This window comes from Bradyrhizobium sp. SZCCHNS3052, from assembly GCF_032484495.1.
In the GTDB taxonomy this organism is placed as follows: domain Bacteria; phylum Pseudomonadota; class Alphaproteobacteria; order Rhizobiales; family Xanthobacteraceae; genus Bradyrhizobium.
Map to the genome: position 1 here is coordinate 519,280 of NZ_JAUETB010000002.1, position 20,776 is coordinate 540,055.

A 20,776-nucleotide genomic window follows, 5' to 3' on the forward strand; every position below is an offset into this window, starting at 1 on the left:
AACTGGGGACGGCGCGAAACGGCGGCGGGAAACACCTGACATCGTCGCGAATTTATCCTAGAACGGCGGCCTCGCGAGGTCCATGTCTTCTCATCACTCATGCCTGTCATTCCGCAATCCAAACCCTATCGCATCGGCCGCTCCAAGACGGGGCTTGGTCTGTTCGCCACCCAGCCGATCAAGAAGGGCACCAAGATCATCCGCTATTTCGGTCCGCTCTTGGATTCGAAGAAGGCGGACGAGGACGCGATCGAGAACAAATATCTGTTCGAGCTCGACAAGCGCTGGACCATCGACGGCTCGATCCGAGAGAACGTCGCCCGCTACATCAATCATTCCTGCAAGCCGAACGCCGAGTCCGACGTCAAGCCGCGCAAGAAGAAGATCTTCATCCGGGCCATCAAGAACATCGAGCCCGGCGAGGAGATCAACTACGACTACGGCACGGACTACTTCAAAGCCTATCTGAAGCCGATCGGCTGCAAATGCGACGCCTGCGAGAAGAAGCGGGCCAAGAAGAAGGCCGAGGCGCGCGCCGAGCGGGCGCAGGTGAAGGCGAAGGACGTGCGCAAGGCCGAGAAGAAGGCGAAGAAAAAGGCCGAGAAGCTCGTCAAGGACAAAGCCAAGCAGCGGCCCAAGGCCAGAGCCCAATCGGGCGAGGCGGCTCGCGGCAAAGCCAAAACCCGGCGGCCGGCTGCCGGCAATCATGGCAGGACCAAATCCACCCCGGCGAAGACGCAGACCAGCCGCGCCAAGGCGGCCTGATCCGATCGGCTCGTGTCCGGATCTCTCAGGACGGCTTCCCGAAGGCCAGCGTCGTCCAGGTGACGCCGGCCGCCCGGTTCTCCGCGCCGAGCGACTCGCCATGCCGGTTGAGCTTGAGCGTCAGCCCGAGCTGCCGCGCGGGCTCAACGATCGTCTCGGCCGCGATCTCGAACATCCGGCGGCCCGGCGGCACCGGACCATGCCGCAACGTCATGATCAGCAGTCCGCCGGGAGCAATCCGCACCGCGATGTTGGGAAGCGCGCGTCGCCGCTGTGCCTCATCGAGATGCATCAGGACGGCGGTCAGCATGACGAGGTCGAACTGCTCGCCACGAGCGGCCAGTGCGGCGAGCTCCGGAAGGCTGTCGTCGATCCAGGTGATCGCCGGCGAGGCATGCAGTTGCATGGCGCCGACGCGCAGTGCTTCGGTCGGCTCGACGGCCACCACCTGATGTCCAAGGCCCGCGAACCAGGCGGCGTCGCGGCCCGTGCCCGCGCCGATGTCGAGCACGCGCGCGGGCGCGTTGGGCAGCAGATGAAGCACGGCGGCATGGACCTGTTCCGACGGGATGCTCTCGTAGCGCAGGAAGAGATCCTCGGCCTCGGTAGCGTAGCCCTCCGTTCCGATCACCTGAGGCTGCATCGCTACGATCTCCCGTCGATCTCCAATTATGCAGAAGAGGCGTTCGCCGCGCATGTCCAAATATCGGTTTGGCCGTGAGCGCCGGGCCGCTCGATCATGAAGCCCGGCGCTCACCACCGGTCAGGCCGTGACCGCGGCGGTGCTCCGGCGCAAGCCCATATACTGCAATTCGGCGAATAGGCCAGTGCCCAGCGCCTGCACTGCGACGAAGATCTCGCCGAGCACGTTCGGTGCGACCAGGCCCGAAAACAGCAGTGCGATGCTGCCGACCGTCCACGCCGCATTGCCGCCGATGACCAGGACGATCAGCGGCCTCGGCGCCACCGGCCGCCAGCCCAGCCAGCCGACGAAGCTCGCGTAGACGACCAGGAACAGGCCGGTCTCGCGCAGCAGCGCGTCGGGCAGTTGCAGCAGCGCCGCCAGCGGCGAGGCGCCGAAGGTGAGCGCGAGCCCGGCAACGCCGCTGAAGGCGGCATCGGCGAGCAGAGCGCGGCGGAGCAGGGCGGACGAGGTGATCATGTCGGGTCTCCTTCGGTTGGGGGCGGTTCAACGGAACCAGGCCAGGAGCTGACGGCGCAGGCGCGCTGGGCGCAGCGAGCGCGCTGCTCTCGTCTCGATCGCGTACACCTGTGCAAAGACGAGGCTGCCCGTGACGTACAGCAGCGGTTCCGGCATGTTGAGCGAGCGCGCCAACAGCGATGTCGCGAGACCCGCCAGCCATTGGCTGGCGGCGGTGAAGGGAAGGGTCTCGAGATTGCGCTGCCTGCTCATCGTCATCTCCTGTGGTGAGGACGATGACCTGCGCCGGGAGGCATTTCGATTACCTGGCAGGTCATGGAGGTGCTGACGTCAGCGTGATAGGTCTTGGCTCATGAATGCACAGCTTGCTTCGGCGCGCGCCGACCGCGCCAGACCCGTTCATGTCGGCGAGCACCTGCGGCAATGGCGGCAGCGCCGGCATCTGTCCCAGCTCGATCTCGCGCTCGATGCCGAGATATCGGCGCGCCATCTGAGCTTCGTGGAAACCGGCCGCGCCGCGCCGTCGCGCGACATGGTCCTCAAACTGGCGGAGCGACTGGACGTGCCCCTGCGCGAACGCAACGTTCTGCTGGTGGCGGCCGGCTACGCGCCCGCCTTTCAGCAGCGCCCGCTGGATGATCCGGCGCTCAAGCAAGCGCGCGAGGCGATGAACCTCGTGCTCAAGGCCCACGAGCCCAACCCTGCGCTCGCGATCGACCGGCACTGGAACCTGGTCGCGGCGAACCGGATGATCGCGCCGCTGCTGTCCGGTGTCTCCGAGCGGCTGCTTGCGCCGCCCCTGAATGTGCTGCGCGTGGCGCTGCATCCGGAGGGGTTGGCGGCGCGGACGGTGAACCTTGCCGAATGGGCCGGCCATCTGCTGGAGAGACTGCACCGGCAATGCGAGGCAACCGCCGATGCCGGCTTGCTCAAGCTTTATGAGGAGCTGAAGTCCTATCCGATCCCCGCGCGATCGGCGCCGCTCGCGGCCGACAGCGTCGCGATCCCGTTGCGGCTTCGGGTCGGCGATGATGTGCTGAGCTTCTTCTCGACGACGATGGTGTTCGGCACGCCGGTCGATATCACGCTGTCGGAGCTGGCGTTGGAGACCTTCTTTCCGGCCGATGAGCTCACCGCGCTCAGGCTGAAGGAGATGGTTACCTCGCCGTGACCCCGCTTGTGTTGGCCGTGCGCGGGTTTATCTTGGGCGCAGCCATGGGAACCCGGAGGCACGCACATGAGCACCTTGAAGCCGCTGATCATCGATGTCGTCTCCGATGTCGTCTGTCCCTGGTGCTACATCGGCAAGAAGCGCATCGAGGAGGCGCTGAAGCTCGTGCCTGACGTGCCGGTCGAGGTGAACTTTCGGCCGTTCTTCCTCAATCCCTGGGTGCCGCGCGAGGGCATCAGCCGCGAGCAGTACCTCACGACCAAGTTCGGATCGGTTGAAGCCTACAAGGGCATCGCAGGCCGCGTGGTCGCGGCCGCGGAGCAGGAGGGGCTGAGCTATCATCCCGATCGTGTCGCCCGTCAGCCCAACACGATCGATTGTCATCGCCTGATCCGCTGGGCCGGCGAGATCGGCAAGGCGCCCGAGATGAAGCAGCGGCTGATGGAGTTGTATTTCCGCGACGGCGGCGATCTGACCGATGTCGAGGTGCTGGTACAGGCCGCAGCGGAGTGCGGGCTCGATGCCGAGGTGGTCCGCAAGATGCTGGCGACCGACGAGGATGTGGCGCTGGTCTCGGCCCAGGCGCAGGAGGCCGCAGAGAAGGGCATCTCCGGAGTGCCGACCTACGTCTTCGCGCAGAAATACGCCGTCTCCGGCGCGCAGGATCCGCAGATGCTGGCGCGCGCCATCCGGCAGGTGTCGGCGGAGGTCAACGCCGAGGCGGCTGAGTAGTCGGCCGGCGCTTTCGGATGGCGCGGACCGCGTGCACGGCGCGGCGTGCCACGGCGAGGCCTTCGCGTCGCGCAGTCAATGCGCCGTGAATAAGCTCGACGACCGGATCGCGCGTATAGAGCGGGATAATCACGTCGCCGATGGCAAGGCGTTCGCGCCAGATCGGGTTGATCATGGGATGGTCGGGACCGGCGGTGGAGTCGGCGGCGTTGATCTTCGGATCCGCGCAAAGGTGCCGCGTCAGGTCGAGCGTCAGCTGGACACCGGGCGAGTATTTCGCGAAGCGCTCGTCGACGCCGAGCTTGAAGAAAAAGGCGCGATCCTGATGCCGCAATACGACGCCTGCGGCGACGGTGGTGTCGCCCGCGATGAGGCTGATGATCTCGCAGGCCTCGTGCTGTGCCAGCGCCGGTGCAGCGCGTCGGATGAACGCCGCGTCGCCGTCGTGCTGGATCAGCGCAGTGCCGCGACGCCCCTTCCAACCGCTCGCCTCCAACACCAGAAAAGTCTCCAGCGCAGTGGAAACGTCGCCGGGAGAGCGCGCGACCTCGAAGCGGACGTCGCCATGCTCGGCCAGCCGATGACGCAGGCGGCGCAACTCCTTCAGCTTTTTGGCGCCGAGCGCATCATGCAGCACCGTGTCGGCGTCCCCGCTCGCATCGAGCAGGGCCCGGTCATAGGATTGCAGCACGCGCGGGCGCAGATCCACGCGACGAAGCGCCGCCTCGAACGCCTGCATCACGGAGCCTGCCAGCGACATGTCTCGCAGCAGCAGGGCGCGCGCGCCTGTTCGTCGCGCAGCGTCGAGCAGTTGCGCCGCAGCCCGCTCCGCGCTCCTTCTGTCGAGCAGCGGCGTGCACAGCGTGCCGTAGGGATGGCCGCTGGCGAGCGCGGGCAGGGGAAGCTTGCAGGCATGCCATAGAGAGGTCGTGGGCATCAGGCCGATGAGACGCGAGGGCTGATCGTCATCCCATGCGCACAGCGCCGATGTTCCGGTGCGGCCGCGTGCCGTGGCGTTCACCGCGCGTTCCCAGCCGGGCAGGTAATAGCCGTTCGGCTCCCGCGCATGCTCCGCCAGATCCTGCCACGCCTGCGGTGAAACGGTATCGAGCGGCACCAGGTCAGCGGCGCGCACGCGTTCGAGCGGACCGGCCTGCTGGTTCCTTGCCGTCGATGAAGCAGTCGCAATCGCGCGATCGATGATCTCGGCCACGTCCCGATGGTCCCCTCGCGGCGCGGACAACCCACACCGCGCGCGACACTAGCGCAAAGCTGACAAGAGACACTTGCCGTTGGCAGACAATTCGAATCGATGCGTTAACGGCCGGTTCAGCACGTCGCCTGATGCGGTCAGCGGATCAGCGCCACCTCGCGGAAGGCGCCGATCAGCGGCTTCTCGAGCTTGCCCTCCATCCCCCGGAGGATCTCGTAGGCCTTCTCGCGCGTCATCATCGGCTTGTAGCTGCGGTATTCGATCAGCGCCGAGAAGATGTCGGAGATGGTGAGGATGCGCGTCAGGTCCGGGATGCTGTCGGCCATCAGCCCATCGGGATAGCCGCTGCCGTCGAGAAATTCGTGATGGTTGCGCACCGCCTTCAGCACTTCGTCGGTGATCGCTGCGTTGTCCTTCAGTGCATCGTAACCGGCCACCGGATGGGTTTCCACCAGCGTACGTTCCTTGACGTCGAGCCGGCCCGGCTTGTCGAGAATGGTGAGCGGGATCTTGGCCTTGCCGATGTCGTGGAACATCGCGGCCATGTAGAGACGCTCCAGATCCGAACTGTGGACGCCGAGGCTCAAGCCGAAATCCACGGTGATGCCGGTCACGAGCAGGCAGTGTTGATAGGTGCCTTCGTGATGGCGGCGAACGGTGGCAAGCCAATCGGACAGACCGTTTTCCGCTATACAGTCGGCGATTCGCTTGCCCGCCCGCCGGGTCTCCTCGACGTCGATCGCTGCACCGCCCAGCACGGCTGCAAACATCGAGGCGATGCAGGACGCGCCGGCAAATGCGGCCTGTCGGTCGTCGACCGCGATGCTCTTGGCCGCAGAACCGGGACGCACATCGAGCAGCTTTCCGAGCAACTGATTGCGGCTCGGCGTGCTCGACAATACACTTGTCGCACCGAGCGCATAGGCCTGGACCGTTGACAGACGGGATTTGTTGTTGGTCAGGAAGATCCGCCGCGGAATACGCGAGAGCCGCTCCGAGATCTCCTTCAATGCGGTGATGTTGTCGACGTGGCGCAGATCGGCGGCCACGACGATCGCGTCGATGTCGCCGCCTTTGAAGTCGGCATCACCGATCAGTTCAGATGTGAGCGAGCAGCGTTCGGCCAGCATGCCGCGAAGCATAGCGAGCTTGGCCGTGTCATCGCCGACGAGGTGAACGTTCATGGAAAACCAGGTCCAGGGTCATTCCGCGTTTAGGCCCCGATGTTCCGCAGGAATTGTTAAATTTGAGCCATTCGTTCGCTGTGCGGTTGCGGATTTGCGTTAGCTAAGAACTAACAATCTGCGACCGGTGCGGTAGCCCGTTCCTGTACGCCCACCGACAGGGCGAGTTCCAGCCGACGTGGCCGATCCAGCTTGTCTTCGGAGGGAATTACTTCGTCGGCAGGACGGCTTTGTAATCTTCAGAAACACAGTCGTCGCCGGTCGCCGCGCGCCGCCGGTCGATGATCTCGTTGTGCCTGATCAAGAGCCGATAGGTCTGGCGCCGGAGCGCGGTCCCACTGGCGGATATGATCTGAGCCCGCACGCAGGCGGTCCATGTATCGCCGGCATCGGCATGTCGGGCGGATGTTGCCTCGACATCACGTGGCAGCGTCGTTGCGACGAAGATCATGTCGAGATTCTTGCGCACGAGAAGCGCGACATCTGGCGCGGCTTCGGGCTGCGGCGGCTCGGGCGCCTTGGCCCGCATGAAGGCCGGCAGGCGCGCATTGCTGTCGGCGGCGCAGCCGATCAGGAGCAGGGCCGAGAGCAGCCCCGAGAGCAGCCCCACGCGTGACGCAATCCGCCGCATGCCGCATCGTCCCCCATTGCGGCGCGCACGCTAGCGAGAGATCGCGGCATTGCTGCGGGAAACTCGTGCAGCAACGATGTCCGGTCGCGGCCGGCGGCAGTCATGCGCGCGCGAACGGCGCCGGCCGTCCGGCATCGTGCTCACCGGATTGTGCTCGTCGGGATGAACCGGGCCGCGAACCGGCTCGACCAACAGGCACGCCATGAGCAGATTGGAGATCCCATGTTTCGGCACGCTCTCAGGGCTGCATTGCTCGCCGGCGGCCTGTTTGCCGGCCTTGCTCCCGCATTGGCTGAAAGCAGCAGGCTGGCGCTGGTGATCGGGCAGTCGGCCTATCGTTCGGTGACGCCGCTGCCGAATCCCGCCAACGACGCCAAGGCAATGGCGAAGATGCTGGGTGAAGCGGGGTTCGACGTGACGACCGCCGCCGATCTGTCGCAGCGGGACCTCAACAGGGAGGTCGGCGACTTCGCCGCCAAGATCGCGGCCAAGGGACCCGACACGGTGGCGCTGGTGTTCTATGCCGGCCACGGACTGCAGATCGATGGCGAGAACTATCTCGTACCCGTGGACGTCGATCCGCGACGTGAAGCCGACATTCCGCTGCAGGCCGTGCGTCTCAACGATCTCCTGAACACGCTCAATTCGGTGCCGAGCCGGATGCGAATCCTGCTGCTCGATGCCTGCCGCAACAATCCGTTTCCCGCCATCAGCCAGAACGCGGGCCGTGGCCTTGCGCTGGTCGACACAAAGACGGGAGCGCCGGGCACCTTCCTGTCCTACTCGACCTCGCCCGGCGCGGAAGCCGAGGATGGCACCGGCGCCAACAGCCCCTATACCACCGCACTGCTGCAGGCGGCGCGGGAGCCGGACCTTCCCATCGAGCAGGCGTTCAAGCGCGTGCGCGTTGCGGTGAACAAGGTCACCGAGGGCCGGCAGACGCCGTGGGATTCGTCGTCCTTGACGGAGGATTTTCGCTTCGTCGGGTCGGCGGATGGGGGCGCTGCCAATGCCGGCCCGCGGCCGGTCGTCGCCAAGCGCAGCGTCGACGAATGGAAGCGCAGCCTGGAGGGCAAGCCGATCGAGGCCGCCAACGAAATCATCGTCGGCGACGGCAGCGTCGAGGCGTATGAGGCCTTCGTGACGCTCTACACCGCGCCGCCCTATGGCCCGCAGGCGCGCGAATGGCTCGACCTCCACAACAGGATGGCAGCCTGGAACGAGGCGGTGCTGATCAATACGGTGGCGTCCTATCAGGGCTTTCTCGACCGCTATCCGAACAGCGACCTGACCCCGACCGCGCGCAAGCTGATCGAGCGCCTGCGCAACCGGCCCGTGGTGACGCCGGTGGTGGCGGCCGCCAATGCAGCGACCCCGGCCGCCACTTCGGCAACCCTGCCGGTCGTGCCGGCCGTTGCCGCGGCAGGCCCGACCTGCCCATGCTCGCAGACGCCTCCGCCGGCTCGGAAGTCTGAGACGCCGAAGCGGGTCGAAGAGAAGCCGGCGAGGAAGCGCGACGAGGACCCTCCCAAGCGCGCCGGCCGCACGCCCCGACGCGACCCTGACGACGATGTCGTCGTCTACGCGCCACCGCCTCCGCCGCGCGCGTATTATGGACCGCCGGTGCGCGTGGTGCCGCCGGTCAGTATCGGGATCGGCATCGGCGGCGGCTATGGCGGTGGCTATGGGCGGGCACCTCAGAACTATCCGACACGGCGCGGCTATGGCTACTGAAGCTGGCTGACGTCTGCGCATCGATGTGGCCGCCCGCAAGGGCGGCCACTGATGTTTGGCGGGGGACGTCCGTTCGGGTCATCCTCTCGGTTCTGCCATTCGTCATCGCTCCTCACCACTCGTCCCGCGGATGCCGCCGCCCGTCCCATCCTGCTCGATCCGCCCGCGAAGGCTGCTTTCATCGTCCCGGTGCGTCGCTTCGGATGCAGTCTGCGGGAGGGAAGGGTCATGTCGTTGCGTCGAGCAGGTGTTTGCGCGGTCCTCGTCGGGAGCCAGTTGACGGTCGTGCCGGCCCTTGGCTGGCAGCACTGGGGCGGCGATGCCGGTGGAACGCGGTTCTCGCCGCTGGCGCAGATCACGCCTTCCAATGTCGATCGGCTGGTGCCTGCCTGGGACTATCACACCGCGGATCTGCAGCGCCGGCCGCCCGCGGCAGCCTTGCGGACCAAGTTCGAGGCGACGCCGATCCTGGTCGAGGACAGCCTGGTGTTCTGCACGCCGTTCAATGAGGTGGTCGCGCTCGATCCCGGCACCGGCGTGCAGCGCTGGCGTTTCGATCCCAAGGTCGGTGACGGGCGGCGCCCGGCCAATCGCTATGCCTGCCGCGGCGTTGCCCATTGGGTGGACGAGCGGGCGCCGGCCGGCGCGGCATGCCGCAGCAGGCTGTTCATGGGCACGGTCGATGCTCGCCTGATCGCCCTCGACGCGCAAACGGGACAGCCCTGCGCCGGCTTTGGATCGGACGGCGAAGCGCGGATCGACATTTCCAAGGATCTGCTATGGCCGGGCGAGTTCCAGATCACCTCGGCGCCGGTGGTGGGCGGGGGTGTCGTGGTGGTCGGCTCATCGATCGGCGACAATGTGCGGGTCGATGCGCCCAAAGGCACGGTCCGCGGTTTCGATGCGCGCACCGGCGCGCTGCGTTGGAGTTTCGATCCGTTGATCCATGACGGCATCGCGGCGGGACATGCGAACGTCTGGGCGCCGATGTCGGTCGACGAGACGCGCGGCCTCGTCTTCCTTCCGACCTCGTCGCCCAGTCCGGATTTCTTCGGCGGTGCGCGTCCGGGTGACAACCGGCATGCCGATTCCGTGGTCGCTTTGCGGATTGAAAGCGGCGAACTGGCCTGGTCGTTTCAGACCACGCACCACGACGTCTGGGATTACGATCTGCCGGCGCAGCCGACGTTGGCCCTAATCGATGCCGGGCAGGGGGCGCGTGACGTCGTCATACAGCCGACCAAGCAGGGCTTCGTGTTCGTGCTCGACCGCGACACCGGCGCGCCGGTCTGGCCGGTGGAGGAGCGCGCAGTGCCGCAAGGCGCCGCCGAGGGTGAGGTTCTATCACCGACGCAGCCATTCCCGACCCATGTGCCGCCGCTGCTCGATCAGCGCTTCGCAGCGGATGATATTTTCAGGGCCGTGCCGCGCGTCCTGGATTCCTCCTGCGACGATCAGCTCGCGCCATTGCGCAATGAGGGTTTGTACACGCCGCCCACGATCCAGGGCACGTTGCTGTTTCCGATGACCGGCGGCGGCGTGAACTGGGGCGGGGCGGCGTTCGATCCCGTCCATCAGATCCTCTACGCCAATGTCAGCCGTGCCATCCACATCGTCCGGCTGATCCCGCGTGCGGAAGCTGACGGGATGACGCCGCCGCGTGGTGTCGATGTCGGGCTGCAGCGCGGGTCGCCGTTCGCGGTGACGCGGGTGGTCGCCATGTCCAAGCTCGGCCTGTTGTGCAACCGGCCGCCATGGGGCGAAATGGTCGCGGTCGATCTCAAGGCCGGCAAGATCCTGTGGCGCTCGACCGTCGGTACCACCGAGGATCGCGCACCGCTCGGGCTGGCGTTCAAATGGGGCACGCCGCTCGTCAACGGCGTCGTGGTCACAGCCGGCGGCCTCGTCTTCACCGGCGCAATGGACGCCTATCTGCGCGCCTTTGATGCTGTCTCAGGTCAGGAGCTCTGGCAGGGCCGGTTGCCCGCGCCGGGCGTCGCCAATCCGATGACCTATGAATGGAAGGGCGAGCAATTCGTGGTGACCGCAGCCGGCGGCCATTCGGAGGCGGGAACGTCGCTCGGCGACAGCGTCGTGGCGTTTCGGCTGGCGCGCGATGGCGAAGGGCCCTCGCTGTGGTCACGGACGATTGATCGTCCGGGCGGACGGTTCGCCGCCGGCTCCCTGCTCGCGGCCGGGGTGCTGGCCGGCCTGTTGGTGGTGTTGTGGCGATGGCGCCTGCGGTGGGTCTAGCCCGCCGCGCCGCTATCAGTCGAATGCCACGCCGATCCGCTTGTCGTGGCTCCAGACTGCGTGGCAGCGCCGCGTGAATTTGTCGGCCGGGATCACCAGCGTGAAGGCTTCGGGCAGACCGACCGGACTGACCACCTCGACCCTGGCGCCGGTGTCGGACATGTTGCGGACCATGCAATCGACCGCGCCGCCGCCGTCGAATGCCAGCCTGCCCTGCTTCAGCACCCGATGCCTCGGTGCAATGCGCTTGTCACTCGTCTCGCTCATGGCCTGTATTCCGGTGCCGGACGGCGTCACCTTTCGCGTCAAAAGCACCTAAAATAAATCAGGCTCGCGTTTCGATCAGATGAATCCGGCGTGCGAAGCCCGGGCCCTCGCCTTCACGTTTCGTTAACCCGGCCAGGCCGCGGATCAGAGCATCGCGAAGGCGCTCGACACCATGGCCACTGGCTTGCCATCGCCGGCGCTGGTCAGTGTGACCCGGCCGAAGCTCATGGTGCGGCCCATCCGCACCACGCGCGCATCGGCCATCACGTCGGCGGAGGCAATGGCGCGCATGAAATGCGTGGTCTGGTCGACAGTGGTCATCGGCCGGTAGCCGCCGCTGGCGGTGACCATCCCGATCACCATCGCGGTATCGGCAAAAGCCATCAGCGCCTGGCCGCAGACGACGCCATTGTCGCGGCAGAGCCGCGGCGAAAACGGCATGCGCAGGATGGCGCCGGCTTCGCCCTGCGGAGACGGCGCGATGTCCTCGACGATCAAGCCAAGATCCTTGATCCAGGGCGCGAACACGTCATCGAGGATGCGCCTCGCGTCGTCGGTGGTGAAGTTCAGGGTCTCGTTCGGCACGCGCGGAGGTCCTTCCATGATCGTGTCATCGACGTGTCTTGGCATCGACTTGCCTCGCCGCGATCGGCGGAGCTGCCGGAATGTTGCCGCAGAGCGGCGGCTTGAAAAGGCCGGAGTTGGAAAACTATGATGATGGCCTGCCGTGGAACAGACGGGAGGTGCGCGCAGACGATGCGGCCGTGAACATCCCGACCTGCGCTCCACCGTTCCGGCACAGTGCCGCGGGCTTGGCGCATGGCGAAGCGATGGTATAAGGCGCCTATACCGGGGAGTAACCAATGAAGAAGCTGATCGTGACGATGGCGGTCGCCGTGCTGGCCGGCTGGGCGGTGCCCGCAATGGCGCAGATGCCCAACATCAACCTTCTCGCCGACGGTCCCTCCAAGTCGCCCGAGGAGAAAGAGGCCGAAGCGGCGCGGGAGCAGGCCTACAGGGACACCATGCGCAAGATTCCGGACGCCAAGACGAGCACCGATCCCTGGGGCAACGTCCGGGCGGCGGAGCAGCCCAAGGCGGCGCCTGCCATGAAGACCACCGCGGCCAAGAAGCCGAAGGCTGTCGGCAGCACCAACTGAGATTTATCGCGCTCGGGTCGGGCGGGCTCTGACCCTTCGGGGCCCATTTGCCGATTGCGGACTCGGATTCCTCGCGGCCCCGTCTATATTGACGGTGTGGCAGCGCGTTGGAGTTCGTCGATGGGGATGCGCCCCCGGGACATTGCCAGCCGGATGGCGGCCCGGCGCCAGAAGGGCGCCGTGGGGGCTCGCGACGGCTACGTTCGCGACACGTTCACGCTGCCGCGCGAGCAAGCGCGCGCCAAGGCCCGTGACTATCTGACCCGCTATCCCAAGGCCGGCTACATGAGCGCGGTCGAAAGCTGGCGCGAGCTTCCCGATGGGGCCATCGAGTTCACGATGCGACGGCTTCCCAGCGCCGATTGAACGATTGCCGCGAGCGCCTCATTCCTTTTCGCCAAGAAGCTTGCGTGTATCGCGATTGATGAAATGAAGCCGCGTGCAGGCCTTGCAGACCACGGTTTCATAGGAGCACGTGGGATCGCCCGGCTTCGGCTCTTCCAGCCAATGCTGCACGTTCATCCCCGTTCGCGGACATTTGAAGATCAGATTACCCATACAAATTTAAATGTCTGCCAAGATGCAGACAGGCATTTTGATCTCGATCAAGTTCGGCTGCCGAAATGACGCGCAGTCAACCTCGTTGACTGCAATCTTAGGTTGCGTCTTTCGCCTGCGACGATCCACAAGAGGTGTGGCGAGCCGTCAGGCCTGATCCAGCGACTCGGCGACGATCCGGATGCGGAAGACCGGCTGCCTTGCCTCGTCGAGCAGCTCCATCTGCCATTCGGAGTTTTCGGCGAGCTTGCGCGAGATGCTGCTGGCCATGTCGGCACAGACGGTGGTCATCTCTTTCCAGGCTGCATTGCGGTCGGCGCACTCGGTCCCATACTCGGACGCGCCTGAGAAGTGGCCGTTGCGGATACGAAAGAAATAGAGCGGCATTGCCAAAACCGGTGAGCCCTGACCGCCCCAGGCCGCTGGGTTTGATGTACGCACCACAAATGGAAGCGCAAAACCCACTCGGATCAATTCCGGTAAAATACGGTCGGTCGCGCTGATCGCTTCGGTTAGGCTGATTGCCGTTGGTGATGTGCGGCGCAACCGGACGAATCGCGGGCCAACGAATGAGCCTCGGACCGCTGCGGTCCGAGGCTCGGCGTCAACGTCGTAGCTTCCCAGCGAGGGCAGTTCGGCAGTGACACGATTAAATTAGTGCGAAATCTGTAGGCGTGCCTTGCGTCAGATCAAGGTTGCAATCTCGATCGGCCGCCGTGGGACGCGCACCTGGCTGTGGTCGAAGATCCGTTCCGGCACGACTGTCAGTCGGTAGGCGATCTGCGTCGCGCCGTCGACCATTTCCAAGAGTTCATCGCAGGCCGGACAACGCCTCTCTCCCGCGGCGTCTTGCTGCGAGTGAAGCTCGATCCTTTGAAGGCCGGCCCTGCAGGACGGGCACGTCACGTCATTTGTTGTCATCGCCAATATGAAGCGCAACGCACGCGATCCGTTCCCCGACATCACGACAATGACGGAGGGAGATGCATCCCGAGCGGAGCTATCAACGTCGAAAGCCCCGGACGTCGTCCGGGGCTTTCTTTCGGCGCGGATGGTTTCAGGGCCGTGCGCCTACGTGTGACGGAGCCTGCAAGTGTCGGAGCTGGCAGGCTGCAAGGGATCGGTCGACGGCACACCAAAGGCGATACACTAGAGGATGTGCGGCGACCATCATCGCAACGAACAAACAAATCCGGGGCTGATCAAAAATCTGCTCAGACGTACGACAACCACGATTCTATAACGCAACCCAAAGTTTATGACAATGGTTTGTGGCTTGAAGATGTCGTGAGCGCCGGCGCGCGTGATGCGGATCACGCGGGTTTTTTCCGGGCCATTCCTCGGGCCGGCATGAGGAGCCGCGCCAATGGCGCGCTAACGCATCCTTGGGCAGGGTCCGACACGGGGGCGTCCGAGGTTCGTCGCTTCATCTGTCGTCCGTCATATGGTGGCCGTCGAGTGCTTGCACGCCACGTGATGCGGAACCTGATGGCCGGCCGCCGCTTGCGCGCGGCTGCGCGTCTGCATCGAAATCGTGCGCCTGCACGCACGACGAGCCGAACAAAAGCAGAAGAGGCGATGGAACTTCGTTCCTCTCAGGAGAACCACGGAATGTGCGATCTACGCACGCGTGTAGGAGTTGGTAGTTTCAAGGAAAAGACCTGACAAGCACGATCGGTCCAACGATTGCGGCGTTGAAGTCGGCGAGGTCTTCGCTGGGAATCCAGTACTCGCGATGCTTGCGGCCGCCGGCCTCGCGCACCTCGTAGGTGTCGATGAAGCCTCGCAGGATCGCAAAGCGCAGCACGTGGCCGGCGCCGCTCGCCGGCACGTTCCAGTCCCGTGCGATCTTCACGGCATAGTCCTCGGTCAGCACCGGGTAGAAGATCGGCTGCTCCGGAAGGCGCGGCGGAAACGCACGCATGCCCGACGCCTCGATCAAGGCAAGCTCCTTTGGGCCGACAGGGCGCCACAGCGTGAGGGTCTGTTCGTTGTTGGATCCGGTCATGCTGGTTCCGAAAATTGGAAGCAGTCTGCGAGGCTCACAGAGAAGGACCAGCAGGATGATGGGACACGGCCGAGACGACAATAACAATTTATAGTTGGGTCGGCGTCTGCCGCTGGTGCGGGAGATGAGGTTGGAGCGCTCGGACAGTTTGGTTTTAATCCGCGTGATCGCCGGTCGGCGGCTGCGCCGCTCGCGCGCATGGCTTCCGCCTCCAGCTGGAATCGGGATCCCTTCGCAGTCGCCGTCATCCAGCATCCAGCATGCCGTACTTCGCTTCCGGGCGCGCTGATCGGGCAGCGCTCCCTCGCTGGTGCTCGGTGCACTGCGCGCCGGCCCTCGGCCTTCGAGCGGCAGGCGTGTCTCCCGCGGGTTGCCAGGGGTTTGTGAAAGAGAGGTGTGAATGTCGAGAAGAACATATTGCGAACAAAGAACGGATGGAGTACATTCGCCTCAAGATTGCTGGCCGACCTCGTTAACCGTTTGTCCATCCCGCGAATCCCCGCCATAAGGAGCGCCAATGTCCGCCACCGCCCTGCGTATCGTCGAAGGTTCCTCCATGGATAAGAGTAAGGCGCTCTCCGCTGCGCTGTCCCAGATCGAGCGTCAGTTCGGCAAGGGCTCGGTGATGAAGCTGGGCAAGAACGACCGTTCGATGGATGTCGATACGGTGTCCAGCGGCTCGCTCGGGCTCGACATCGCGCTCGGCATCGGCGGTCTGCCGAAGGGCCGCATCGTCGAGATCTACGGGCCGGAATCCTCGGGCAAGACCACGCTGGCGCTGCACACGGTGGCGGAAGCGCAGAAGAAGGGCGGCATCTGCGCCTTCATCGATGCCGAGCATGCGCTCGATCCGGTGTATGCGCGCAAGCTCGGCGTGAACATCGACGAGCTTCTGATTTCGCAGCCGGATACGGGTGAGCAGGCGCTGGAGATCTGCGACACCCTGGTGCGTTCCGGTGCGGTCGACGTGCTGGTGGTCGACTCCGTGGCGGCGCTGGTGCCGAAGGCCGAACTCGAAGGCGAGATGGGCGAGTCGCTGCCGGGCCTGCAGGCCCGCCTGATGAGCCAGGCTCTGCGCAAGCTGACGGCCTCGATCAACAAGTCCAACACGATGGTGATCTTCATCAACCAGATCCGCATGAAGATCGGTGTGATGTACGGCTCGCCGGAGACCACCACCGGCGGCAATGCGCTGAAGTTCTATGCTTCGGTCCGCCTCGACATCCGCCGCATCGGCGCGATCAAGGAGCGCGACGAGGTGATCGGCAATTCCACCCGCGTGAAGGTGGTGAAGAACAAGCTGGCGCCGCCGTTCAAGCAGGTCGAGTTCGACATCATGTATGGCGAGGGCGTCTCCAAGATGGGCGAGATCCTCGATCTCGGCGTCAAGGCCGGCATCGTCGAGAAGTCCGGCGCCTGGTTCTCCTACGATAGCCAGCGTCTCGGGCAGGGACGTGAGAATTCGAAATCGTTCCTCAAGGCCAATCCGGACATGACCGCCAAGATCGAAGCCGCGATCCGCCAGAACTCCGGCCTGATCGCCGAGCAGATCCTGGCCGGCAACGCCGAGCGCGACGCCGACGCCGACGGCGAGGAGCCGGCGGAGGAGTAGAGGCAAGACGGCAGCGGGTGCCGTGGACGTTGCGTTGCCGACGTTCCGGCGCCCGTTTGCAGATGTGTGGTGTTCTGCCGAAATCTGCGGTTGCTGCATGATCGAATGCAGTGAGCCTGAGTTTCCGAACGCCGGATACGATCTTCAGCGCGAATAGTCGAAAGCGCGTGCGCGGGCGAGCGGACCGGATCCGCGCGGCGGCACCGACATTTCCGACGCCAGCCCTGGGCGCCGGGAGCCGATCGCGAGCGTGTTGATAGCGTCTTGAGCCAATCAGGTCGTGCCGGAGCCAACAGCATGACGCGTTTGATTCTAGCGGCCGATGATCCCAGCGCCGGAGCGCTTCGGAGAGGCGGCTTTGCCGACCTGGTGGTGCCAATTCTCCATCGTTTCGTATGGGGACCGTTGCCATCAGATGCCGAGTTATCGGCTTATCTCGTCCAGCGCACCGCGCGACCGAAGCGCGGGCATTGGTTGGATTTCGCCTCGCGTGGCGACTTCATGGCGGTCGGCGGGCGGAGTCAGAGTTTTCTCGAACTTGTCGACCGTTGCGATAGCGTCGAGCTGTGGATGGGGACCCGTCCGAACGACCAGTTGGTGCTGATCTGGCTCTTGGACTATCTGCGCCATCACGCGGAGATCGCGACGAAGATCGTATTGCGGCATGTCGATGTCCCGCTATCCGATGCCCCGGCCGGGCGACTCGCCGGTCGGGCCATTGCCGGCGTAGAGCTTGCGCGTGAGCATCTCGATTTGGGCCATCTGGCATGGCAGGCGTTTCGGGCGCCCACGCCGCAAGCCTGGCTCGATCTGTTGAAGCAGGATCTCAGTGCACTGCCGCAGCTTCGCCGCTGCGTGCAGGAGATGCTCGATGAGCTTCCCGGTGTTGCGACGGGCCTGGGAGCATCGGAGCTGAGAATCCTCGAATTGCTGTCAGCCGGCTATCAGCACCCATTCGACCTGTTGCCGCATCATCGGGATCGCTTTCAACGCCGCGTCTATGACTATTGGGAGGGAGGCGCGTTGCTCGACGGTCTGGCACTGGCGCCGGCGCCGGCAATTTCGGGCCTCGCCGAACGGCCGTTCTCGGTCGAGATGCACGACAGCCGTGAACGCCTCGAGCGCTACAAGGCGAGCACGCTGTCGCTGACGCCGCTCGGCAAGGCGATCCTGGCCGGCGAGGAGGATTTCAGCAGCCATAATCCGATCCGGCGCTGGTGGGGCGGCACCGAATTGATCAACGCCAATCTCTGGCGTTGGCATGCGGTGCTCATCGCTCCGGATCCCGGCACGCCTCACGTCATTGATTGTCGCGAGCCGTGGCGCCCGATCCACTGGAACATGCGTGAGGAGGCTTACTCCGCCGCCTGGGCGTAGTCCGCCACCGGCGGGCATGAGCACACCAGATTGCGGTCGCCGTAGACGTTGTCGACGCGGCCGACCGGACACCAGTACTTGTCGGTGCGCGAGGTGCCCGCGGGGAAGCAGCCCTCGCTGCGCCGGTAGGCCCTGTTCCAGTCGTCGTCGGCGATGTCGTGCACCGTGTGCGGCGCGTGGCGCAGCGGCGAGGCCTCGATTCCAAAGCGGCCCTGTTCGACCTCGGCGATCTCCTTCCGGATCGCGATCATGGCGTCGCAGAAGCGGTCGAGCTCCGCCTTGGACTCCGATTCCGTCGGCTCGATCATCAAGGTGCCCGCCACCGGGAAGCTCATGGTCGGCGCGTGGAAGCCGTAGTCGATCAGCCGCTTGGCGATGTCGTCGACGGTGACGCCGCTGCTCTGCTTGAGCGGCCGCGGGTCGATGATGCATTCATGCGCGACGCGGCCGCGCTCGTTGCGGTAGAGCACCGGAAAATGCGCATCGAGCCGCGCCGCGACGTAGTTGGCGTTGAGGATCGCAATCTCGGTGGCGCGGGTCAGGCCGTCGCCGCCCATCAGCAGCATGTAGATGTAGGAGATGGTCAGGATCGAGGCCGAGCCGTAGGGTGCGGCCGAGACCGGCCCGATCGGATGCGCGCTCGCGCCGTCGGTCGCGGGGTGACCGGGCAGGAAGGGCGCCAGATGCGCCTTAACGCCGATCGGGCCCATGCCCGGGCCGCCGCCGCCATGCGGAATGCAGAAGGTCTTGTGCAGGTTGAAATGGCTGACATCGGCGCCGTAATCGCCGGGTCTGGCGAGGCCGACCTGCGCATTGAGGTTGGCGCCGTCGAGATAGACCTGTCCGCCGTGGGCATGGACGACGTCGCAGATGTCGCGGATGTGCTCCTCGAACACGCCATGCGTCGAGGGATAGGTGATCATGATGGCGGCGAGCTTGGCGCTATGCGCTTCCGCCTTGGCCTTGAGATCGGCCAGATCGACATTGCCGCCTGCATCGCAGCCGACCACGACCACCTCCATGCCGGCCATGTGCGCGGAGGCCGGGTTGGTGCCGTGGGCGGAGGAAGGAATCAGGCAGATGGTGCGATGGCCCTCGCCGCGGGCGGCGTAGTAGCCGCGGATCGCCAGGAGGCCGGCATATTCGCCCTGCGCGCCCGAGTTCGGCTGCAGCGACACCGCGTCATAGCCGGAGATCCGGCACAACCAGTCGGTCAGATCGGCGAACATCGTATGATAGCCGGCGGCCTGCGCGCGCGGCACGAACGGGTGCAGGCTGGCGAATTCCGGCCACGTCAGTGGAATCATCTCGGTCGTCGCGTTGAGCTTCATCGTGCAGGAGCCGAGCGGAATCATCGCGCGATCGAGCGCGAGGTCGCGGTCCGCGAGCTTGCGCAGATAGCGCAGCATCTCGGTCTCGGAGCGATGCGCGTGGAACACCGGATGGGTCAGGAACGGCCGCTGCCGCTTGAGCTCGGCCGGCAGAGCCTCGCGCGCTTCCGCCTCGATCGTCGTGTAGGAGAGCTCGCCGCCGAAAGCGCGCCAGACGGCTTCGACGACATCGGCCGTCGTGGTCTCATCGAGCGCGATCCGCAGCCTGCTGCCGTCGCGCCCGAGATTGATCCGCTCGCCTTCCGCGCGGGCGATGATCGACTCGGACTTGGCGCCGGCCTCGACGGTGACCGTGTCGAAGAAGGCCTCGCTTTCCGGCGCAAAGCCGAGCTTGCGCAGCCCTGCAGCCAGCACCGCGGTCCGCCGATGCGCGGTGCGGGCGATCGCCTTCAGCCCGTCGGGGCCATGATAGACCGCGTACATCGCGGCAATCACCGCCAGCAGCACCTGCGCCGTGCAGATGTTCGAGGTCGCCTTCTCGCGGCGGATGTGCTGCTCGCGGGTCTGCAGCGCCAGCCGATAGGCGGGAGCCCCGCGTGAATCGACGGAGAGGCCGACGATGCGGCCGGGCAGCGACCGCTTCAGCGCATCGCGCACCGCCATGTAGGCCGCATGCGGTCCGCCATAGCCCATCGGCACGCCGAAGCGCTGCGCCGAGCCGATCGCGATGTCGGCGCCGAGTTCCCCCGGCGAGGCAATCACGGTCACCGCCAGCAGGTCGGCGGCGAGGATCGCGAGCGCGCCCTTGTCATGCAGCTTGGCAATCGCGGCGCGCGGATCGCGCAGCGCGCCCGTCGTGTCCGGATATTGCAGCAGGCCGCCGAACACCTCGGTGCCGTCCAGATCCTCGGCGGGGTCGCCGACGATCAGCTGCCAGCCGAGCGGCTCCGCGCGGGTGCGCAGCACCGCCAGCGTCTGCGGATGCACGTTCCGATCGACGAAGAACGCCTTGGTCTTCGCCCGCGCCGAACGCTCGGCCAGAGCCATCGCTTCCGCCGCCGCCGTGGCCTCGTCGAGCAGCGAGGCGTTGGCGACGTCGAGCCCGGTGAGATCGCAGATCATGGTCTGGAAGTTGAATAGCGCCTCCAGCCGGCCCTGGCTGATCTCCGGCTGATAGGGAGTGTAGGCCGTGTACCAAGCCGGGTTCTCCAGGATGTTGCGCTGGATCACCGCCGGCATGAGCGTGCCGGAATATCCCTGGCCGATCAGCGAGGTGAAGACCTGATTCCGCGCCGCCAGTGCTCGCATGTGCGACAACGCTTCGGGCTCGCTCAGCGCCGGCTCCAGGGTGAGCGGCGCCGTCTGCCGGATCGTGCCGGGCAGCGTCTGCGCCATCAGTTCCGACACGCTCTTGGCGCCCACGGTCTCCAGCATCGCCGCGACGTCGCGCGGCGAGGGGCCGATATGGCGGCGGGCGAAGCTGGTGGCGGCATCATCGAGCGGCTTGAGCGGCGTGGTCATGAGCAAATCCTCTATGCCTCGTCATGCCCCGCGACGGCGGGGCATCCAGTAAACATCGATGGTGAGATCAGGCGGAGAGAGCGCGGCGTACTGGATC

Annotated in this window: 21 protein-coding genes; 9 read left to right on the forward strand and 12 right to left on the reverse strand. The window is 65.5% G+C overall.

Annotation, left to right across the window (positions count from 1 at the left end):
- Nucleotides 1-99 precede the first annotated feature (99 nt).
- Nucleotides 100-765 carry an SET domain-containing protein gene (locus QX073_RS10555; protein WP_316225727.1) on the forward strand — a complete coding sequence of 222 codons (666 nt, stop codon included), beginning with the start codon at nt 100-102 and terminating at the stop codon, nt 763-765.
- 25 nt (nt 766-790) lie between these two features.
- On the opposite strand, the gene QX073_RS10560 is transcribed toward QX073_RS10555, so the two are convergent.
- The 3 genes from QX073_RS10560 to QX073_RS10570 all read right to left on the reverse strand — a co-directional run bounded on the left by QX073_RS10560 (nt 791) and on the right by QX073_RS10570 (nt 2,179).
- Nucleotides 791-1,408 carry a class I SAM-dependent methyltransferase gene (locus QX073_RS10560; RefSeq protein ID WP_315828222.1) on the reverse strand — a complete coding sequence of 206 codons (618 nt, stop codon included), beginning with the start codon at nt 1,406-1,408 and terminating at the stop codon, nt 791-793.
- Nucleotides 1,409-1,528: 120 nt separating this feature from the next.
- On the reverse strand, nt 1,529-1,927 hold the full coding sequence (locus QX073_RS10565) for a hypothetical protein (protein WP_315828223.1): 399 nt from the start codon (nt 1,925-1,927) through the stop codon (nt 1,529-1,531).
- Nucleotides 1,928-1,954: 27 nt separating this feature from the next.
- On the reverse strand, nt 1,955-2,179 hold the full coding sequence (locus QX073_RS10570) for a hypothetical protein (RefSeq protein ID WP_315716053.1): 225 nt from the start codon (nt 2,177-2,179) through the stop codon (nt 1,955-1,957).
- Nucleotides 2,180-2,279: 100 nt separating this feature from the next.
- Between QX073_RS10570 and QX073_RS10575 the strand changes: the two genes are divergently transcribed.
- Nucleotides 2,280-3,098 (forward strand): helix-turn-helix transcriptional regulator, encoded by an 819-nt coding sequence (locus QX073_RS10575; RefSeq protein WP_315716054.1) that lies wholly within the window; start codon nt 2,280-2,282, stop codon nt 3,096-3,098.
- Between the two features lie 66 nt (nt 3,099-3,164).
- Complete coding sequence (locus QX073_RS10580; protein WP_315716055.1) at nt 3,165-3,830, forward strand: DsbA family oxidoreductase; 666 nt, start codon at nt 3,165-3,167, stop codon at nt 3,828-3,830.
- Here the strand turns inward: QX073_RS10580 and QX073_RS10585 are convergent.
- The 3 genes from QX073_RS10585 to QX073_RS10595 all read right to left on the reverse strand — a co-directional run bounded on the left by QX073_RS10585 (nt 3,808) and on the right by QX073_RS10595 (nt 6,858).
- Nucleotides 3,808-5,043, reverse strand: coding sequence for a GNAT family N-acetyltransferase (locus QX073_RS10585; RefSeq protein WP_315828225.1), 1,236 nt, complete (start codon nt 5,041-5,043; stop codon nt 3,808-3,810). The genes QX073_RS10580 and QX073_RS10585 overlap by 23 nt on opposite strands.
- A gap of 137 nt (nt 5,044-5,180) precedes the next feature.
- Nucleotides 5,181-6,227: an HD-GYP domain-containing protein gene (locus QX073_RS10590; RefSeq protein ID WP_315716057.1), complete on the reverse strand. Its 1,047-nt coding sequence runs from the start codon at nt 6,225-6,227 to the stop codon at nt 5,181-5,183.
- A gap of 208 nt (nt 6,228-6,435) precedes the next feature.
- Complete coding sequence (locus tag QX073_RS10595; RefSeq protein ID WP_315828226.1) at nt 6,436-6,858, reverse strand: hypothetical protein; 423 nt, start codon at nt 6,856-6,858, stop codon at nt 6,436-6,438.
- A 222-nt stretch (nt 6,859-7,080) separates the two neighbouring features.
- Between QX073_RS10595 and QX073_RS10600 the strand changes: the two genes are divergently transcribed.
- Nucleotides 7,081-8,592 carry a caspase family protein gene (locus QX073_RS10600; protein WP_315828227.1) on the forward strand — a complete coding sequence of 504 codons (1,512 nt, stop codon included), beginning with the start codon at nt 7,081-7,083 and terminating at the stop codon, nt 8,590-8,592.
- Nucleotides 8,593-8,820: 228 nt separating this feature from the next.
- Nucleotides 8,821-10,845: a pyrroloquinoline quinone-dependent dehydrogenase gene (locus QX073_RS10605; RefSeq protein ID WP_315828228.1), complete on the forward strand. Its 2,025-nt coding sequence runs from the start codon at nt 8,821-8,823 to the stop codon at nt 10,843-10,845.
- A 15-nt stretch (nt 10,846-10,860) separates the two neighbouring features.
- Here the strand turns inward: QX073_RS10605 and QX073_RS10610 are convergent, their stop codons facing one another.
- Nucleotides 10,861-11,112 (reverse strand): PilZ domain-containing protein, encoded by a 252-nt coding sequence (locus tag QX073_RS10610; RefSeq protein WP_315716061.1) that lies wholly within the window; start codon nt 11,110-11,112, stop codon nt 10,861-10,863.
- 144 nt (nt 11,113-11,256) lie between these two features.
- Nucleotides 11,257-11,715 carry a PaaI family thioesterase gene (locus tag QX073_RS10615; protein WP_409977944.1) on the reverse strand — a complete coding sequence of 153 codons (459 nt, stop codon included), beginning with the start codon at nt 11,713-11,715 and terminating at the stop codon, nt 11,257-11,259.
- A gap of 260 nt (nt 11,716-11,975) precedes the next feature.
- Here QX073_RS10615 and QX073_RS10620 point away from each other — a divergent pair, with 260 nt between their 5' ends.
- Nucleotides 11,976-12,272, forward strand: a complete 297-nt coding sequence (locus QX073_RS10620) for a hypothetical protein (RefSeq protein WP_315716062.1) — start codon at nt 11,976-11,978, stop codon at nt 12,270-12,272.
- Nucleotides 12,273-12,392: 120 nt separating this feature from the next.
- Nucleotides 12,393-12,638 (forward strand): hypothetical protein, encoded by a 246-nt coding sequence (locus QX073_RS10625; protein WP_315828229.1) that lies wholly within the window; start codon nt 12,393-12,395, stop codon nt 12,636-12,638.
- 18 nt (nt 12,639-12,656) lie between these two features.
- Here QX073_RS10625 and QX073_RS10630 read toward each other — a convergent pair whose 3' ends face one another.
- From QX073_RS10630 to QX073_RS10640, 3 genes are all read right to left on the reverse strand, one after another.
- Nucleotides 12,657-12,794: a hypothetical protein gene (locus QX073_RS10630; protein ID WP_315828230.1), complete on the reverse strand. Its 138-nt coding sequence runs from the start codon at nt 12,792-12,794 to the stop codon at nt 12,657-12,659.
- A 183-nt stretch (nt 12,795-12,977) separates the two neighbouring features.
- On the reverse strand, nt 12,978-13,217 hold the full coding sequence (locus QX073_RS10635) for a DUF6894 family protein (RefSeq protein ID WP_012045383.1): 240 nt from the start codon (nt 13,215-13,217) through the stop codon (nt 12,978-12,980).
- Between the two features lie 1,261 nt (nt 13,218-14,478).
- On the reverse strand, nt 14,479-14,772 hold the full coding sequence (locus tag QX073_RS10640) for a hypothetical protein (protein WP_315716194.1): 294 nt from the start codon (nt 14,770-14,772) through the stop codon (nt 14,479-14,481).
- Between the two features lie 583 nt (nt 14,773-15,355).
- Between QX073_RS10640 and recA the strand changes: the two genes are divergently transcribed.
- Both recA and QX073_RS10650 read left to right on the forward strand, forming a co-directional pair.
- The gene (gene recA / locus QX073_RS10645; RefSeq protein WP_315828231.1) at nt 15,356-16,450 is read left to right on the forward strand and encodes a recombinase RecA; all 1,095 of its coding nucleotides are present in this window, start codon (nt 15,356-15,358) and stop codon (nt 16,448-16,450) included.
- 264 nt (nt 16,451-16,714) lie between these two features.
- A complete protein-coding gene (locus tag QX073_RS10650) occupies nt 16,715-17,827 on the forward strand; it encodes a DUF1835 domain-containing protein (protein ID WP_316225728.1) in 1,113 nt (370 codons plus the stop codon).
- On the opposite strand, the gene gcvP is transcribed toward QX073_RS10650, so the two are convergent.
- Complete coding sequence (gcvP, locus tag QX073_RS10655; RefSeq protein WP_316225729.1) at nt 17,806-20,679, reverse strand: aminomethyl-transferring glycine dehydrogenase; 2,874 nt, start codon at nt 20,677-20,679, stop codon at nt 17,806-17,808. The two genes, QX073_RS10650 and gcvP, sit on opposite strands and share 22 nt — an antisense overlap.
- Nucleotides 20,680-20,776 lie beyond the last annotated feature (97 nt).